18 protein-coding genes are annotated in these 15,332 nt (G+C 66.7%); 15 read left to right on the top strand and 3 right to left on the bottom strand.

All coding sequences use genetic code 11. The features are described from left to right. Positions 1-240 precede the first annotated feature (240 nt). The 9 genes from BDW16_RS04510 (at position 241) to cysS (ending at position 7,232) form a co-directional block, all read left to right on the top strand. Complete coding sequence (locus BDW16_RS04510) at positions 241-951, top strand: response regulator transcription factor (protein WP_066577710.1); 711 nt, start codon at positions 241-243, stop codon at positions 949-951. Continuing rightward, positions 920-2,518: a sensor histidine kinase gene (locus BDW16_RS04515; RefSeq protein ID WP_066577708.1), complete on the top strand. Its 1,599-nt coding sequence runs from the start codon at positions 920-922 to the stop codon at positions 2,516-2,518. Before BDW16_RS04510 ends, BDW16_RS04515 begins: the two co-directional genes overlap by 32 nt. A 13-nt stretch (positions 2,519-2,531) precedes the next feature. Continuing rightward, complete coding sequence (locus BDW16_RS04520) at positions 2,532-2,972, top strand: HPr kinase/phosphorylase (RefSeq protein WP_066577705.1); 441 nt, start codon at positions 2,532-2,534, stop codon at positions 2,970-2,972. A 10-nt stretch (positions 2,973-2,982) separates the two neighbouring features. After that, on the top strand, positions 2,983-3,903 hold the full coding sequence (gene rapZ, locus BDW16_RS04525) for an RNase adapter RapZ (protein ID WP_066577703.1): 921 nt from the start codon (positions 2,983-2,985) through the stop codon (positions 3,901-3,903). Positions 3,904-3,925: 22 nt separating this feature from the next. Then, positions 3,926-4,333 (top strand): PTS sugar transporter subunit IIA, encoded by a 408-nt coding sequence (locus BDW16_RS04530; protein WP_066577700.1) that lies wholly within the window; start codon positions 3,926-3,928, stop codon positions 4,331-4,333. After that, a complete protein-coding gene (locus BDW16_RS04535; RefSeq protein ID WP_066577896.1) occupies positions 4,330-4,602 on the top strand; it encodes an HPr family phosphocarrier protein in 273 nt (90 codons plus the stop codon). The genes BDW16_RS04530 and BDW16_RS04535 overlap by 4 nt, the downstream gene beginning before the upstream one ends. Next, on the top strand, positions 4,599-5,405 hold the full coding sequence (locus BDW16_RS04540; protein WP_066577898.1) for a TrmH family RNA methyltransferase: 807 nt from the start codon (positions 4,599-4,601) through the stop codon (positions 5,403-5,405). Before BDW16_RS04535 ends, BDW16_RS04540 begins: the two co-directional genes overlap by 4 nt. 61 nt (positions 5,406-5,466) lie before the next feature. Continuing rightward, positions 5,467-5,739, top strand: a complete 273-nt coding sequence (locus tag BDW16_RS04545; RefSeq protein WP_066577697.1) for a hypothetical protein — start codon at positions 5,467-5,469, stop codon at positions 5,737-5,739. A 62-nt stretch (positions 5,740-5,801) separates the two neighbouring features. Beyond that, the gene (gene cysS / locus BDW16_RS04550) at positions 5,802-7,232 is read left to right on the top strand and encodes a cysteine--tRNA ligase (RefSeq protein WP_066577694.1); all 1,431 of its coding nucleotides are present in this window, start codon (positions 5,802-5,804) and stop codon (positions 7,230-7,232) included. 9 nt (positions 7,233-7,241) lie between these two features. On the opposite strand, the gene BDW16_RS04555 is transcribed toward cysS, so the two are convergent. Together BDW16_RS04555 and BDW16_RS04560 are read right to left on the bottom strand one after the other, a co-directional pair. Further along, on the bottom strand, positions 7,242-8,612 hold the full coding sequence (locus tag BDW16_RS04555; RefSeq protein ID WP_066577688.1) for a DUF1501 domain-containing protein: 1,371 nt from the start codon (positions 8,610-8,612) through the stop codon (positions 7,242-7,244). Positions 8,613-8,623: 11 nt separating this feature from the next. Then, the gene (locus BDW16_RS04560) at positions 8,624-10,369 is read right to left on the bottom strand and encodes a DUF1800 domain-containing protein (protein ID WP_083954285.1); all 1,746 of its coding nucleotides are present in this window, start codon (positions 10,367-10,369) and stop codon (positions 8,624-8,626) included. A gap of 99 nt (positions 10,370-10,468) precedes the next feature. On the opposite strand from BDW16_RS04560, the gene BDW16_RS04565 reads away from it, so the two are divergent. From BDW16_RS04565 to BDW16_RS04575, 3 genes are all read left to right on the top strand, one after another. Then, positions 10,469-11,404 carry a D-2-hydroxyacid dehydrogenase gene (locus BDW16_RS04565; protein ID WP_066577685.1) on the top strand — a complete coding sequence of 312 codons (936 nt, stop codon included), beginning with the start codon at positions 10,469-10,471 and terminating at the stop codon, positions 11,402-11,404. Between the two features lie 142 nt (positions 11,405-11,546). After that, the gene (locus tag BDW16_RS04570) at positions 11,547-12,131 is read left to right on the top strand and encodes an anthranilate synthase component II (RefSeq protein ID WP_066577683.1); all 585 of its coding nucleotides are present in this window, start codon (positions 11,547-11,549) and stop codon (positions 12,129-12,131) included. Positions 12,132-12,261: 130 nt separating this feature from the next. After that, on the top strand, positions 12,262-12,459 hold the full coding sequence (locus BDW16_RS04575; RefSeq protein WP_066577682.1) for a putative hemolysin: 198 nt from the start codon (positions 12,262-12,264) through the stop codon (positions 12,457-12,459). A gap of 64 nt (positions 12,460-12,523) precedes the next feature. Here BDW16_RS04575 and BDW16_RS04580 read toward each other — a convergent pair whose 3' ends face one another. Further along, complete coding sequence (locus tag BDW16_RS04580; RefSeq protein WP_066577679.1) at positions 12,524-12,901, bottom strand: VOC family protein; 378 nt, start codon at positions 12,899-12,901, stop codon at positions 12,524-12,526. 131 nt (positions 12,902-13,032) lie between these two features. Here BDW16_RS04580 and trpD point away from each other — a divergent pair, with 131 nt between their 5' ends. The 3 genes from trpD to moaC are packed head-to-tail and all read left to right on the top strand — an operon-like array spanning position 13,033 to position 15,280. Beyond that, positions 13,033-14,028: an anthranilate phosphoribosyltransferase gene (gene trpD / locus BDW16_RS04585; RefSeq protein WP_066577677.1), complete on the top strand. Its 996-nt coding sequence runs from the start codon at positions 13,033-13,035 to the stop codon at positions 14,026-14,028. Continuing rightward, positions 14,025-14,807, top strand: coding sequence for an indole-3-glycerol phosphate synthase TrpC (gene trpC, locus BDW16_RS04590; protein ID WP_066577676.1), 783 nt, complete (start codon positions 14,025-14,027; stop codon positions 14,805-14,807). Before trpD ends, trpC begins: the two co-directional genes overlap by 4 nt. Next, positions 14,804-15,280: a cyclic pyranopterin monophosphate synthase MoaC gene (moaC, locus tag BDW16_RS04595; RefSeq protein ID WP_066577675.1), complete on the top strand. Its 477-nt coding sequence runs from the start codon at positions 14,804-14,806 to the stop codon at positions 15,278-15,280. The genes trpC and moaC overlap by 4 nt, the downstream gene beginning before the upstream one ends. Positions 15,281-15,332 lie beyond the last annotated feature (52 nt).

Genomic DNA, 15,332 nt, shown 5'->3' on the forward strand with positions numbered 1-15,332 from the left:
GCGTTTGCGGCACTCTTTTTAGTATCTGGAGTCGCGCATCGCAGCGGCGATCAGGGGGGTCAATGCCAGTAACCGGTGTCATCGCCCGGGCTAACCAATTCAAATCACCCGACAACGTTGACCTGTCCGCAATAGCCGGCCGACAACGTTGGCAAGAAAACGGTACGCCTGCGGTATGATTCACTCCGCCGCGCCTATCAGCCGTTGAGCAACGCCCGGCATTGGGCTACGCCACGTGCCATGACCGCAACGATCGCGCTGGTTGACGACGACCGGAATATCCTGACCTCGGTCTCGATCGCGCTGCAGGCCGAAGGCTTCGTCACGCGCGTCTATTCGGACGGCGAGACGGCGCTGAAGGCGCTGCTCGAGAATCCGCCCGACCTGGCCGTGCTCGACATCAAGATGCCGCGGCTCGACGGTCTCGAGCTGCTGCGCCGCCTGCGCGAGAAGCTGTCCACGCCGGTGATCTTCCTGACCAGCAAGGACGACGAGCTGGACGAGGCGCTCGGCCTCGCGATGGGCGCGGACGACTATATCGCCAAGCCGTTCAGCCAGCGGCTGCTGATCGCCCGCATCCGCGCGATTCTGCGGCGGACGGAGGCGCTCGCCGCGCCCGCCGACGCCGAAACGGCGGAGGAGCCGCAGCCGGTGCTCGAGCGCGGGCGGCTGACGATGGACCCGGCACGGCACAAGGTGACGTGGGGTGGTGGCAATGTGACGCTGACGGTCACCGAATTCCTGATCCTCGAAACGCTTGCCCAGCGGCCCGGCATCGTCAAGACCCGCAACCAGTTGATGGACGCGGCGTATCAGGACGACATCTATGTCGATGACCGCACCATCGACAGCCATATCAAGCGCGTCCGCCGGAAATTCCGCCAGGTCGATCCCGAATTCGACGCCATCGAGACGCTCTATGGCGCCGGCTACCGATTCTCCGACGAATAGCCGCGGAAACCGGGAAGACCGCGAAGACCGCGATCTCTCGCTCCGCTGGTCGGCGCGGCTCAGTCTCACGCCGCGCATCCTGGCGGTCAACATCTTCGCGCTGGCGATGCTGGCTGGCGGCTTCTTCTATCTCGACAGCTTCCGCGCGCGGATCATCGATGACGAAGTCGAACAGGCAGGGCGCGAGGCGCGGCTGATCGCACAGGCGGTGGCGATGACCCCGCCCAACGATCGCACCGCGCTGATCCTGCGGGTCGCGACCGAAGCGGGGCTGCGCATCCGTCTCTACGACCGTAGTGGCCGGGTGACGCTCGATACCCGCGCCCTGGGCCTCAACAATGTCGTGCTTCGCGACCCCGACAAGGATCCATGGGGCCAGAGCGCCGCGCGCTTCCTCGATGCCGCGATCGATACCGTCGCCGGCGCAGATCGTGCACCGCAGTTCCGCGAACGCGCGCCGGACAAGGGCATGGAGTGGCCCGATCTCGCGAGTGCGCTGCGCAGCGGGGAAGCGAGCGCAACCGTATGGCGCGCGCCTGACCGTACGCCGGTGATCACGGCCGCCGCGTCCTATGGCCCGGAAGGCGCGGTATTCACCACCGACAACGCGCGTGAGATCACTCAGCGCGTCCGTATCGAACGCTTCCGGCTGGCTGTTGTGCTGGCGGTCGCGATCGGCCTGTCGGTGTTTCTTTCGCTGTTCCTTGCGCGCACCATCGTCCGCCCGCTGCGCCGGCTCGCCCGCGCGGCGGTGCGGGTACGGCTCGGGCGCGCACGCGAAGTGATCGTGCCGCGCCTGCCCGAGCGGCGCGACGAGATCGGCCATCTCGCGCGTTCGCTGTCGGACATGAGCCTGGCATTGCGCGCGCGCATCGATGCGACCGAGGCATTTGCGGCGGATCTGGCGCACGAGCTCAAGAACCCCCTCGCCTCGCTGCGTTCGGCCGTGGACGGACTCGCCAACGTTCGCGACCCCGAACTGCAGGAACGTCTGCTCGCCATCGTTCGAGACGATGTCCACCGGCTCGACCGGCTGATCAGCGACATTTCGGAGGCGTCGCGGCTCGACGCGCAATTGAGCCGCGCCAAGTTCGAACCCGTCGATGTCGCTGCGATGCTCGAAGGGCTGATTGCGCAGCGTAGCGATCGCGGCGTCGAGCGCGGCGTGCGGCTGCGCCTCGACCAGCCCGTACGCCCGGTCCCAAGGGTCATGGGCGAAGGCGCCCGGCTCGAACGGGTGTTCGAGAATCTGATCGACAATGCGATCTCCTTCTCGCCGGAACAGGGGCTGGTGACGCTGTCGGCCGCATCGGACGGCGAGATGCTGGAGGTACGCGTCGAAGACGAAGGGCCGGGCGTTCCCGAAGAGGCGCGTGAAGCGGTGTTCCGCCGCTTCCACTCGGTCCGCCCAGACAGCGAGGCCTTTGGCCAACATTCGGGGCTGGGGCTTGCTATCGCCCGCACCATCGTTGAAGGCCATGGCGGTATGATCGGGGTCGAATCGCGGGAGGACCGGATGCGCGGCGCGCGTTTCGTCGTCCGTCTTCCGCTGGTGCAGCCGAACTAACGGGGCGAAGCGAATGGCCGTCATCTCCTCAGAAACGCTTCACGCCTCCTGCGTCGCCATCGGCGGGCGCGCGGTGCTGATCGAGGGCCGTTCGGGCGAAGGCAAGTCCGACCTCGCGCTACGCCTGATCGATCGCGGCGCCGTGCTGGTCTCCGACGACTATACGATCTGCACGCGCTCCAACGGCACGCTGCTCGGTGCGGCGCCGCCCAATATCGCGGGCAAGATCGAGGTGCGCGGGATCGGCGTGATCGACATGCCGCATGAGGACCGTCTACCGATCGCGTTGCTGATCACCATTCTCGACAGCCCGCCGCGCATGCCGGAGGGGCCGAAGAAGCGCCGGATCGCCGGGATCGACATTCCCGAAGTCGCGCTCGCCGCGCTCGAGCCTTCGGCACCGGTGAAGGCCGAACTGGCATTGAAGCACATCGGCTGGACGCCCGCCCAGTGAGCAGAGAGCAATGAGCAAGCACAGGCCCAAACAGATCCTGCTCGTCACCGGCATGTCCGGCGCGGGCAAGTCGACGGTTCTCCGCACGCTGGAGGATCTGGGCTGGGAAGTGGTCGACAATCTCCCCATCCTCCTCCTCAACCGGTTGCTCGACACCGAGCCGCCGGAGGGCAACGATGGCGACGATCGGCCGCTCGCGCTCGGTATCGGGGCGCGCACTCGCGGTTTCGATGCCGACAGCGTCGTGCGCCGGATCAAGAAGCTGCGCGACCACCGCGGCTACGATATCGGAACGCTCTACCTCGATTGTGCCGGTGCCGAGCTCGAGCGCCGCTATAACGAGACGCGCCGCCGTCATCCGCTGGCCCAGGACCGGCCCGCCGGCCATGGCATCGCCCGCGAGCGCGAACTGCTGGAGCCGTTGCGGCGCTGGGCGAACCGCCTGATCGACACCAGCACCATGTCCGCCAACGAGCTGGCGCAGAAGATTCGCGCCACCTTCTCGGGCGAGGGGTTGGGCGAGCCGACACTGTCGGTGATGTCGTTCGGCTTCGCGCGCGGCATTCCGGCCAATGCCGATCTGGTCTTCGACATGCGCTTCCTGCGCAATCCGCATTGGATCGATTCGCTTCGTCCGGGTACCGGCAAGGACCGCGACGTCGCCGATTATGTCATCGGCGACCCTGCCTATGCCGATGCGCTCGCCCGCATCGAAGGGCTGCTCGAAACGCTGATTCCGCGCTACCGCGCCGAGGGAAAATCCTATGTTACCATCGCGTTCGGGTGCACCGGCGGGCGGCACCGATCGGTCCATGTTGCCGAACGGGTGGCCGCACGGTTGCGCGACGCGGGATTTTCGCCCACGGTGACGCATCGTGACTTGCAGACCGCACCGCAGGACTCGTTAGAAGGCCCGCCGGCTGCAAGATGAACCGCATGGGACGCAATTTGGAATGATCGGTCTGGTACTCGTGACGCATGGGCGGCTCGCGGAGGAGTTCGTCGTCGCGATGGAGCATGTGGTGGGCAAGCAAGAGCGAATTGCTACCATCTCGATTGGCCCCGAGGACGATATGGAGGGCCGCCGGTCCGATATCGCCGCGGCGATCACCGAGGTGGACGCCGGTCGCGGCGTGATCGTGCTGACCGACCTGTTCGGCGGAACGCCGTCCAATCTCGCCATCTCGCTGATGGAGGCGGGCCGGGTCGAGGTGATCGCGGGCATCAACCTGCCCATGCTGATTCGCCTTGGCGGCGCACGCAAGACGATGAAGGTCACCGAAGCCGTCGCCGCCGCGCGTGAGGCCGGCCGCAAGTACATCACCGTCGCATCCGAAGTGCTCGGGGAGGCTGCCGCTTGAGTCGCGTCAGCCGGACCGTCCTGATCGGCAACCGCCGCGGCCTGCACGCCCGTGCCAGCGCCAAGTTCGTTACCCTGGCCTCGTCCCAGCCGGTCGAGCTGACCGTCGAGAAGGACGGCAATTCGGTGACCGGCACGTCGATCATGGGCCTGATGATGCTCGGCGCCGCGATGGGCGACACGATCACGATCAGCGCCGCGGGCGACGGCGCCGAGGATGCCGTGCTCAAGCTCGTCGGACTGGTCGAGGATCGCTTCGGCGAAGACTGATGCGCGAGATTACCGCCTTCTCCAACCCGCTGGTCAAGCGGGTGCGCAGCCTGCGCGACAAGAAGCACCGCCGCGACGAGGGCCTGTTCCTGGCCGAGGGTCTTCGCATCCTGACCGAGGCGCGCGAAGCCGGTCACCTTCCCGAATACCTCTTCTTCGCCAAGGGACACGACACCCATCCGCTTGCGGGCGAGCTGATCGCCGCGACCGAGGCAGCGGGTGGCGAGGTCATTTCTACCGACAGCGACATCCTCTCCAAGCTTTCGGGCAAGGACAATCCGGGCGCAGTCGTCGGCGTCTATCGCGAGCTGTCCACCGATCTTGCCCGGCTCGACCGCAATGCCGCTCAGATCTGGCTGGTCGCCGAGCGGCTGCGCGATCCGGGCAATCTCGGCACCATCCTGCGTACCGCCGATGCGGTGGGCGCAGGCGGCCTCATCCTGGTCGATGAGTGCGTCGATCCCTTCTCGGTGGAAGCGGTGCGCGCCAGCATGGGGGCGCTGTTCACGATCCCCCTCGCGCGCGCACCCTGGGACGAATTCCACAGCTGGCTGCGTGCCGGACCGGGACAACTGGTCGGCCTCGCGCTCGAAGGTGCGGTCGATTATCGCGCGCCGGATTTTTCCGCGCCGGTCTTTCTGTTCACCGGCAACGAGGCGCAGGGCCTGCCCCCCGCCTATGCCGCCGCGTGCGACGTTCGCGTCAAAATACCCATGCTGGGCAAGGCAGATAGCCTCAATGCCGCGGTGGCGACCGCGGTGATGGCCTATACGGTGCTAGACCGGATGCGCCCCTTCTCCTGACCCCGGGCTTGTTGCAGTTTTGCAACAGGGCCGATCCCATTTCGGAACGCGCTTGGAACAAATGCCGATTCCGGGCGTCGAACCGGTGCAATTTGGAGACGAAGCGATGTACTACGACACCGACGCCTTCACCGCCGCGCAAAGCGGTTACCGGATCGCCTTCCGTCCGGGTGAACGAAACTACTGCCCCGGCTGCGGCCAGTCGCACTGGACGGTCGGGCGGATGACCGCGGAATGCGCCTTCTGCGCCACGGCCCTCCCGATCAATACGGGCGGCACCTTCGGCGCCGGCCTTTTCCACAACAGCGCCAAGGCCGAACAGCTCGCCGCCTGATCGCGCGCCTCGACGCGCGCAGGCGGTTTGACCCCCGCCGCAGCCGCGCTACATGCGCCTGCATGACTGGCGCCACGCTCACTCTCTACAATTCGCTGACCCGTTCGCTCGAGCCCTTCGCGCCGATCGATCCTGCCAAGGGCGTGCGCGTCTATTCGTGCGGCCCCACCGTCTACAGCGATCCGCATCTCGGCAATCTGCGCGCCTATGTCTTCACCGACACGCTCAGCCGGGTGCTGCGCTGGAAGGGCTACCCCCTCACTCATGTGCTCAACATCACCGACGTCGGCCACCTGACGTCCGACGCCGATGAGGGCGAGGACAAGATGGAGGCCGCGGCGAAGAAGCGGGGGATGAGCGCGTGGGATATCTCGCGCCATTATGCCGATGTGTTCCGCCGCAATCTGCGCGACCTCAACATCCGCACCCCCGATCACATGCCGCTGGCGACCGACTATGTCGCCAAGATGATCGAGTTCGCGAAGGGCTTTGCCGACGCCAATTGCTACCAGCTCGACTCCGGCCTCTATTTCGACAGCAGCACCGTGCCCGACTACGGCAAGCTCTCCGGCGGGCAGGACGATGCCGGCGAAGGGCGGATCGAGAGCGTCGAGGGCAAACGGCACCCGCAGGACTTCGCGATCTGGCGCACCACCCCTCCCGGCGAGACGCGCCAGATGGAGTGGGATTCGCCCTGGGGCCGCGGCGCGCCGGGCTGGCACCTCGAATGTTCGGTGATGAGCGCCGAGCTGCTCGGCCTGCCCTTCGACATCCATACCGGCGGGATCGACCATCGCGAGATCCACCACGTCAACGAGATCGCGCAGAACCAGGCGCATTGCCGCTGCGGCGATTCCGGCGCGCGGGTGTGGATGCACAACAACTTCCTGGTCGACCGCGGCGGCAAGATGTCGAAGTCGAAGGGCGGCATCGCCACGCTCGATGCACTGGTGGCAAAGGGCGTGCACCCGCTCGCCTATCGCCTGATGTGCCTGTCCGCGCATTATCGCAGCGAGCTGGAGTTCAGCGGCGAGAATCTGATGGCGGCGCTCGTCCGCCTGCGCCGCCTCGTCCTCGCCGCGGAGAAGTTCCGTGCCGCCGAGGGCAAGGGTGGCGGCAATGCCGCGAGCTATCTCGAACGGCTCGACGCAGCAGTCTCTGACGACCTGAACACGCCCAAGGCGCTGCCGGTGCTGGAGGAACTGCTCGCCGACAAGCAATTGGGACAGGAAGCACGGCTGATGACGCTGGCGCAGTTTGACACCGCGCTCGGCCTCAACCTGCTCGACCTCGGCCGCGCCGACCTGCGCGTACGTCCGGCCGATGCGTTGGTGACCGAGGCGGAGATCGAAACCCGCCTCGCCCAGCGCAAGGACGCGCGCGCCGCCAAGGACTTCGCGCGCGCCGACGCGATCCGCGACGAGCTGCTCGGCGCCGGAGTCGAGGTGATGGACGGCGATCCGCTGGGCTGGGACTGGAAGGTCGAGCTTTAGGCTCGACCGTCAAACGAAGCCCAGGTTCCGCGTCGAATAGTTGCCGATGTTGGGCAGCACCGTCGACAGGTTCGAATCGCTCACGCCGAACCAGCTCGCCAACGTCGCAGCATATTGATCGACCGAGATCGTCGGCAGCAGCCGCCCCTGCCCGACATCGTCGGGCGTGTTGTGCCCGATCGCGGGCGGCGTGCCGTAGATGCGCTGGCCGTTCACCGCGCCGCCCACAACGAAATGCGTCGCCCCCCAGCCATGGTCGGACCCGTCATCATTCTGGGTCAGCGTGCGGCCGAAGTCCGATGCGGTGAACGCCGTTACCTTGTCCGCCACGCCCAGCGCCGCGGTAGTATCGTAAAAGGCGCGCATCGCCGCGGCCACCCGGCCGATCTGGGTCGGATGATCGCGCACGAGGAAGTCGTGCATGTCGAACCCGCCGAGCGAAACGAAGAACACCTGCCGCTTCGCCCCCAGCTCCTGCGAGACCGAGATCATCCGCGCGACGATCCTGAGCTGGTCTGCCAGACTGTTGCCGGTGGGAAACAGCGGGAAATTCGACGCCGGCGCACTGCCCAGCGCCCCGTTGACCTGTGCGTAGAGATCGAGCGCACGCTTCGAGATCGCCGCATGCTCATTCTCGATCAGATGCGTCCGCGCCCCACCCATCAGCGACCGCAGCGCGCTTGCCGCAGCGGATGAGCCGTAGAGCGTCGAGGCGTTGTTGATCAGCGGCGTCGGCCCGTTGGTGCCAGTGACATACTGGATCGAGCTGCGGCCGGAGAGATAGACTGCGTTGCCCGACGCGCTGATGCAGGTCAGCGCCGCGCTGCCGTTGCCGCTCTGGAGCAGGTCGCCGATCCGCCCGCCCCAGCCGGAGGTGGCACCCTCGGCGCTGGAGGCCTGCCAATAGCTTTGCTGGTCATTGTGGCTGAACAGCTTGGGCGGCAGCGCCACGCTGTTCGCCTGATACTGCGCCTTGGTCGTTGGCCGCACCAGCGTCCCGACATTCAGCACCACCGCCATCTTGCCCGCGTCGAACAGCGGCAGCAGCGGCGCCATCGTCGGCGCCAGCGCATATTGCCGCCCGCCCAGCGAATTCAACGGATTGAGCGCGGTCGCCGTCAGCGCATCGCGGAGGTGAGCGAGCCCCGGCCGGGCGGTCGTGTAGAGCGCGTGGCTCGCCGCGTCATAGGGCGGCAGCGTATTGGCATAGTCGTTGCCGCCATAAAGGAAGACGCAGACCAGCGCCTTATAATCGCTTGCCACGCTGGCAGAGGCTTCCCCGATCGCCGCAAGCTGGGTGACGAACGGTGCCGCGCCGCCCGCAATGCCGAGCGAGGCACCGCGGCGGAGAAAGGCGCGGCGGGATTGATCGGTATCCATCGTCCCGCCCCTCACTTCTGCGCCAGATATTCGGGCGCGGCCATCGTCAGCAGCAGCGCCATCGCGATCCGGTTGTTGCTATTGGTCGAGCTGTCGACCGCGGTCTTGATCTGAGCGACCGTCGCCGTGCTCAGCTGTCCCGCGGCGAGCACCAGGTTGATCCGATCGATCAGCGCCTGGCTGTCCGCGGCGATCGCCGTCAGCTCGGCGTAGCTGCTCTTGAGGTCACCCAGCCCGTTGTTCACCACCGACTGCATGTAGTTTACATAGCCGACGACGCTGATCTCGTTGGTGATCTGGAACTCGGGCGCCACCAGCCCGCCGCTCGCAAAGCCGCTATTGGGCGGCGTATAGCCCGGTCGGAAGAAGTTGAAGACCGATGGGCTGCGCCCCATCGACTGCGCCAGCCGGTTGATCGAGCTGCTGGTGTCGCCGATCGTCCAGTTTCCGCTCACCGACGCCGCGCCGAACCCGCGCGCCCAGCCGGTGAAGCGCATCACCGGCTCGCGCAACTTGCCCGCGCTGGTGCCCGACGGAGCGGCGCGCGCCTCGTCGTCGAGCAGGATGGCGCGGATCACCGCCTGCATGTCGCCGCGCACCCCCGATCCGTTGTCGGCGAACTTCGCGGCAACGCGACCGACATAGGCGGGCGTCGGATTGCTGGTGACGAGCCGCTGGATCAGCTGCTTCGACACGAACGGCGCGACATTGGGATGCGCAAAGATCGTGTCCAGCGCCTGTTTGACCGCATCCATCCCCGCCGTTCCCGCAGCAACGGTCGTGCCGAGGAACGTCGATGCCCCCGTCTCGTGCGTGTTCGCATTGACGATCAGCGGCCGACGATAGCGGTCCGGGGTCGTATTGTCCGTCGAGTCGAGCGTGAGGCCCGTGAACACCCGTGCCAAGCCCGAGACATCGGCCGGGGTATAGGTTTCGACCGGTGCGCCCCCCGACGTCACCACCGTCCCGTCCATGTTGAGCCGGTGGAGCCCGATGGTGAAGAGCTGCATCAGCTCGCGCGCATAATTCTCGTCGGGCACCGATCCGGTCGTCGCATTCGCCTTGCGATTGCCGAGAAAGGTCAGGAACGAGGCCATCGCCGCGTTGGTGGTGATCTTCTCAAGGATCGTCCGGAAATTCCCGAACGCATTGTCGAGCAGCACGTCGACATAGGCCGCCATCGCGAACTGCCGCCAGCTCAGGTTCACGCCGGAAATGCCGACGACCAGCACTTCGAGCAGCGCCATGCCGACGCGCTGGCGCAGCTGGTCGCCCGCGCCGATCAGCTGGCTCCACATCACGTTGTCGAAGCCGGCCTCGCCGTTGATGTTGGCGACGTCGTTATAGCCCTTCGACACCAGCCAGTCCCAATGGGTGGTGCCGCGCGGCTTGGCGAACTCGGCGGTGATCCAGCCGGCATAGCCGCGCGCCTGCACATCGGCGATATCCGCGCTGGTCGCCCCCATCGTCGCCTGCGCAAGGAACCGGCTCGCCTGAACCGCGGTGGGTGGCGGCGCGGGCGTCGGCGATGGCGTGCCGGTCGGCGGCGTGGTGACGACACCCCCGCTCCCGCCTCCACCCGAATCACAGGCTGCCAATGCCAGCGCCAGCACACTGACGCCGCCCGGCGCCACACCGAAAGCAGACGGCTCGACCGCTTCGACGCCGTCAATTTCAGCCTCGGCGAGTGGCACTTCCAGATTGTCCATGAGGTCCCCGCGCACGGGCGCGCCGCCCGCATCCGCTATGTCTCGCATTTCCACGCTCTCGGCCAGCCGTAAACAGTATCAACTTGTCGCAAACCATTCATTTTCTGGCGGTTTGCGTGGCGACGATGATCGTCCTAACCTGTTGAGATGAAAGCCGTCCTGCCCGCCCTTGCCCGCCCGCTGATCGAACCCGGGCTGCCCGCCGGAATCGAGCCGCACTGGTTCGCCAGCCGCGAGGAGGCGATCGCGATGGTCGCGGACGCCGATATCGCCTGGGTCGACATGATGCGCCCGGACTGGACCGGCGAAGCCGCAGCGGCGGGTGTCCGGCTCAAATGGCTTTCGACCATCTATGCCGGGATCGACGCGTTTGACGTCGATCTGCTCAAGACACGCGGCACGATCCTGACCAACGGCGTCGGGATCAACGCGATCGCAGTCGCCGAATATGCGGTGATGGGGATGCTCGCGGCCGCCAAGCGCTTCGATCAGGTGGTGCGCATGGCCGACCGTCGCGAATGGCCCGCCGATGCACCGGGCAAGGTCGAGCTGTTCGAGACCCGCGCGCTGATCGTCGGCTATGGCACGATCGGGCGGATGATCGGCGATCGGCTGGCGGCTTTCGGGGTGGACGTGACCGGCGTCACCCGTTCGGGCCGCGACGGAACGCTGACTCCGGGCCAGTGGCGCGAGCGGCTCGGGGACTATGACTGGCTCGTCCTCGCCGCGCCTTCGACCGGCGATACCCACGCCCTGATCGGCACGGCGGAACTCGCGGCCATGAAGCCGGGTGCCTGGCTGGTGAACGTCGCGCGCGGCGACATGGTGGATCAGCCCGCGCTGATCGAGGCGTTGGAGAAACGGCGGATCGCCGGCGCATTTCTCGACGTCGTCGATCCCGAGCCCTTGCCCGACGACCACCCGCTATGGACCACGCCCAACGTCATCCATTCGATGCATCTGTCGGGCCGCTCGCAGGCGAAGATGTTCATGCGTGCCGCGGCGCTGTTCCTCGAAAACGCCCGCGCCTTTGCCGAGGGGCGGCCGATGAAGAACGTCGTCGATCTCGACGCGGGTTATTGACCCGGCTAAGAGGCGTTCGAGCGCGGCACTGGCCCGCTCCCCCACCCGGCCACCCAATGGCAGTATCCTATGGGTGGCCGGGTGGGGGAGCGGGCCGGTGCCGCATTTCGGCGTCAGCCGAAATCAGATTGAGCACCCCACCATGATCCTTGTCATCGACAATTACGACAGCTTCACCTGGAACCTGGTCCATTATCTGATGGAACTGGGCGCCGAGGTGAAGGTGGTGCGCAACGATGCGCTGACCGCCGCGGAGGCGATTGCGAGCAACGCGCAGGCCTTTCTGCTCTCGCCCGGCCCGTGCACGCCGAACGAGGCGGGGATCAGCCTTGATCTCGTCGCCGCCTGCGCCGATGCGGGCAAGCCCTTGCTCGGCGTCTGCCTCGGCCATCAGTCGATCGGCCAGCATTTCGGCGGACAGGTCGTGCGCGGCGGACTGATGCACGGCAAGACCAGCCCCGTGCGTCACGACGGCACCGGCCTGTTCGAAGGCCTGCCCTCCCCCTTCACCGCGACGCGCTATCACTCGCTGATCGTGACAGACATCCCCGAGGAACTGGTGGTCAACGCCACCGCCGACGACGGCAGCGTCATGGCGTTCCGCCACCGCGAACTTCCCATCCACTCGGTCCAGTTCCATCCCGAGAGCATCGCCACCGAACATGGCCATGCGATGCTGGCGAACTTCATGAATATCGCGGGGATCGAGGCGAAGGCGCTGGCCTGAGCTGCCACGCCGCCGCGATATTGCAAGCCGCCGGCCCCAAGCATAGCCTTTGCGTCGGGCGGCCCCGCGTCGCCCGTCATCGCAGGAGGCCGGCTTGAAACCTACCGCGCTCATTCTTCCGCTCGTCGTCATGGCCTGTGCACCCAAACCCGCGGCCGACAAGCCGATCGGAATGGCGAACCCCGCATCGGTTCACTGCGTGAAGGCCGGCGGCCGCGTCGAGATCCGCAAGGAAACCGCGGGCGAAGTCGGGTATTGCCACCTGCCGGATGGCCGGGTGATCGAGGAGTGGCAGTTTCTCAGGGCCTCGCAGGGCAAGAACGGCTAGAAATACGCCCGCATCGCTGAACGCCTGCGCCGCATGACGGATCGGCGATGCTTCCAGACTGGCCTCACGCCTGCGACAGGCTCAACACATTGCCGTCCGGGTCGTTGAACCACGCGACCTTCGCCATGCCGCCGGGCGCAGTCCAGATGCCGTCCTCGTCCTGCCCCATGCCGTCATAGACGGTGAAGGCGACGCCCTTGTCGCGCAGCGCATGGACGGTCGCGCGGATATCGCTCACATTCCAGCCGAACACCGGATGCTGCCCCGCCCTGAAATCCGGCATCGGCGTCAGGCGGATCACCGCATTGTCCATGGCAATGAAGTCGCCGAACGGATCGGAGCTGCGCAGCGTCAGCCCCAGCTTGTCGCAATAGAAGCGAAGCGCGCCATCGCGGTCGGCGGTGTAGAGGAAGCTGACCGGCTCGGTCGATTTGAGGTTCATTGGAACTCTCCCCGTCCTGATCTCCGCAGGATAATCGTTTTGCAGGTGAAATGCACCGCCCCCAGTCGGGCTTGTCTCGCGCACAACAGGATTTGCTCGACTCCCCGCCCCCACGCCCCAATAGAGGCCGCGTGACCCGTTTCAGCCTTCTTCCCGATCCCGCCACGCCACTTGCCCGCGAAGCCGCCGCACAGGCGTTCGCCGACATTCTCGATGGCTCAGCGCCCGAGCCCGAGATCGAAGCGTTTCTGATCGCGCTCAGCGAGCGCGGCGAGACCAGCATCGAAATCGCAGAGGCTGCGCGCGCGATGCGCCAGCGGGTTATTCCGGTCAGCGCGCCCGCCAACGCCATCGACGTGTGCGGCACCGGCGGCGACGGGCACCACACGCTCAACGTCTCGACCGCGGTCGCCATCGTCGTCGCGGCGGCCGGGGTGCCGGTCGCCAAGCACGGCAACCGCGCGGCATCGTCCAAGTCGGGCGCAGCGGACACGCTGGAGGCGCTGGGCCTAGACCTCGATCGCGCCGCGGCCAACGCCGAAGCGCATCTCAACGATCTCGGCATCGCCTTCCTCTTCGCCGCCAAGCATCATCCGGCGATGGGCCGCATCGCCCCGCTGCGGCGGCGGATCGCGCGGCGGACGATCTTCAACCTGATGGGCCCGCTCGCCAACCCCGCCGGTGTGCAGCGCCAGCTGATCGGCATCGCACGGCCCGATTATGCCCCGATCTATGCCGAGGCGCTGGAGCAATTGGGCGTCAAGGGCGCCGCGATCGTCGCTGGCGAAGAGGGGCTCGACGAGTTGTCGCCCGAAGGCGGCAGCCTTGTGGTGAGCATCGGCGACGTCAGCCTGCCTGTTCGTGTCACACCCGCCGACGCCGGGCTGCCCTCGCACCCGCTCGTCAGCCTGCGCGGCGGTGACGCGCGCGAGAACGCCGCCGCGCTGCGGAGACTGCTCCTGGGCGAGCGCGGCCCTTATCGCGACGCGGTGCTGTTCAATTCCGCCGCAGCTCTGGTGGTCGCCGGCGAAGCCGTCGATCTGCGCGAAGGCGCCGAGGAAGCCGCCGAAACGATCGACAAGGGGCTTGCCAACGCGCTGCTCGACTGCTGGATCGCGGCGGCATGAATACGCTCGACAAGATCCTCGACGTGAAGCGCCGCGAAGTTGCCGAACGCAAGGCCGCGACCGCGCTCGCCGACCTTCAGGCCCGCGCACTCGCCCAGACCCCGCCGCGCGGTTTCCGCGCTGCGCTCGATGCCAAGGCCGCAACCGGCTACGGCCTGATCGCGGAAATCAAGAAAGCTTCCCCGTCCAAGGGATTGATCCGCGCCGATTTCGATCCGCCGGCTCACGCTCGCGCCTATGAGGCTGGCGGTGCCGCATGCCTGTCGGTGCTGACCGACGCCGAGTTCTTCCAGGGGCATGAGGACTATCTCATCGCCGCGCGCGCCGCCTGCGCCCTGCCGGTGATCCGCAAGGATTTCATGATCGATCCGTGGCAGGCGCTGGAGGCGCGCAGCATCGGCGCCGATGCGATCCTGATCATCGTCGCCGCGCTCGAGGATGCGCAGATGGCTGAGATCGAGGATGCCGCGATCGGCCTCGGCATGGATGTGCTGGTCGAGGTGCATGACGAGGCGGAACTGGATCGCGCCCTGGCGCTCCGCTCGCGCCTGATCGGGGTCAACAACCGCAACCTCAAGGATTTCTCAGTCTCTTTTGACAGAACCTATGAGCTTGTCGGCCGCGCGCCCGAAGGCTGTACCTTCGTCGCGGAGAGCGGCCTCACCGCGCGCGCCGATCTCGACGCCATGGCGGAGCATGGCGTGCGCTGCTTCCTGATCGGCGAATCGCTGATGCGGCAGGACGATGTCGAGGCCGCGACCCGGGCACTGGTGGGATGAGCGACCTCACCCATCTCGACGAAAGCGGCGCCGCACGCATGGTCGATGTGGGGACGAAGGCCGAAACGCAGCGGGAAGCCGTCGCCACCGGCCGCATCTCCATGTCGGCCGCGGCCGCCGCCGCGATCCGCGATGGCCTGGTCAGGAAGGGCGACGTCCTGTCGGTCGCCCGTGTCGCGGGGATCATGGCGGCGAAGAAGACCAGCGACCTCATTCCGCTCTGCCACCCGCTGGCGCTGACGAAGATCACCCTCGACCTTGTCCCGGACGCGACCGGCCTCACCGCCACAGCGACCGTCGCGCTGACCGGCCGGACCGGCGTGGAGATGGAAGCGCTCACCGCGGTCTCGGTCGCGCTGCTCACCGTCTACGACATGGCCAAGGCAATCGATAAGGCGATGACGATCGGGGATATCAGCCTCGCCTCGAAGACGGGGGGCAAGTCCGGAGACTGGGTGAATCGGGAAGGTTAATCCTTCCTCCACCCTGCTCGCTCAGACATTCTTGAGGGGCGAGCGCGCACGG

The organism is Sphingomonas koreensis (assembly GCF_002797435.1).
Lineage (GTDB): Bacteria > Pseudomonadota > Alphaproteobacteria > Sphingomonadales > Sphingomonadaceae > Sphingomonas > Sphingomonas koreensis.

What these genes read in the sequence shown, in the direction of transcription:
- BDW16_RS04530 (WP_066577700.1), top strand. Translation starts at nt 3,926, where the DNA reads ATGATCGGTCTGGTACTCGTGACGCATGGGCGGCTCGCGGAGGAGTTC.
- BDW16_RS04545 (WP_066577697.1), top strand. Translation starts at nt 5,467, where the DNA reads ATGCCGATTCCGGGCGTCGAACCGGTGCAATTTGGAGACGAAGCGATG.
- BDW16_RS04575 (WP_066577682.1), top strand. Translation starts at nt 12,262, where the DNA reads ATGGCCTGTGCACCCAAACCCGCGGCCGACAAGCCGATCGGAATGGCG.
- BDW16_RS04560 (WP_083954285.1), bottom strand. Translation starts at nt 10,369, where the DNA reads ATGCGAGACATAGCGGATGCGGGCGGCGCGCCCGTGCGCGGGGACCTC.
- BDW16_RS04515 (WP_066577708.1), top strand. Translation starts at nt 920, where the DNA reads ATGGCGCCGGCTACCGATTCTCCGACGAATAGCCGCGGAAACCGGGAA.
- moaC (WP_066577675.1), top strand. Translation starts at nt 14,804, where the DNA reads ATGAGCGACCTCACCCATCTCGACGAAAGCGGCGCCGCACGCATGGTC.
- rapZ (WP_066577703.1), top strand. Translation starts at nt 2,983, where the DNA reads ATGAGCAAGCACAGGCCCAAACAGATCCTGCTCGTCACCGGCATGTCC.
- BDW16_RS04565 (WP_066577685.1), top strand. Translation starts at nt 10,469, where the DNA reads ATGAAAGCCGTCCTGCCCGCCCTTGCCCGCCCGCTGATCGAACCCGGG.
- BDW16_RS04570 (WP_066577683.1), top strand. Translation starts at nt 11,547, where the DNA reads ATGATCCTTGTCATCGACAATTACGACAGCTTCACCTGGAACCTGGTC.
- trpC (WP_066577676.1), top strand. Translation starts at nt 14,025, where the DNA reads ATGAATACGCTCGACAAGATCCTCGACGTGAAGCGCCGCGAAGTTGCC.
- BDW16_RS04580 (WP_066577679.1), bottom strand. Translation starts at nt 12,901, where the DNA reads ATGAACCTCAAATCGACCGAGCCGGTCAGCTTCCTCTACACCGCCGAC.
- cysS (WP_066577694.1), top strand. Translation starts at nt 5,802, where the DNA reads ATGACTGGCGCCACGCTCACTCTCTACAATTCGCTGACCCGTTCGCTC.
- BDW16_RS04510 (WP_066577710.1), top strand. Translation starts at nt 241, where the DNA reads ATGACCGCAACGATCGCGCTGGTTGACGACGACCGGAATATCCTGACC.
- BDW16_RS04520 (WP_066577705.1), top strand. Translation starts at nt 2,532, where the DNA reads ATGGCCGTCATCTCCTCAGAAACGCTTCACGCCTCCTGCGTCGCCATC.
- BDW16_RS04555 (WP_066577688.1), bottom strand. Translation starts at nt 8,612, where the DNA reads ATGGATACCGATCAATCCCGCCGCGCCTTTCTCCGCCGCGGTGCCTCG.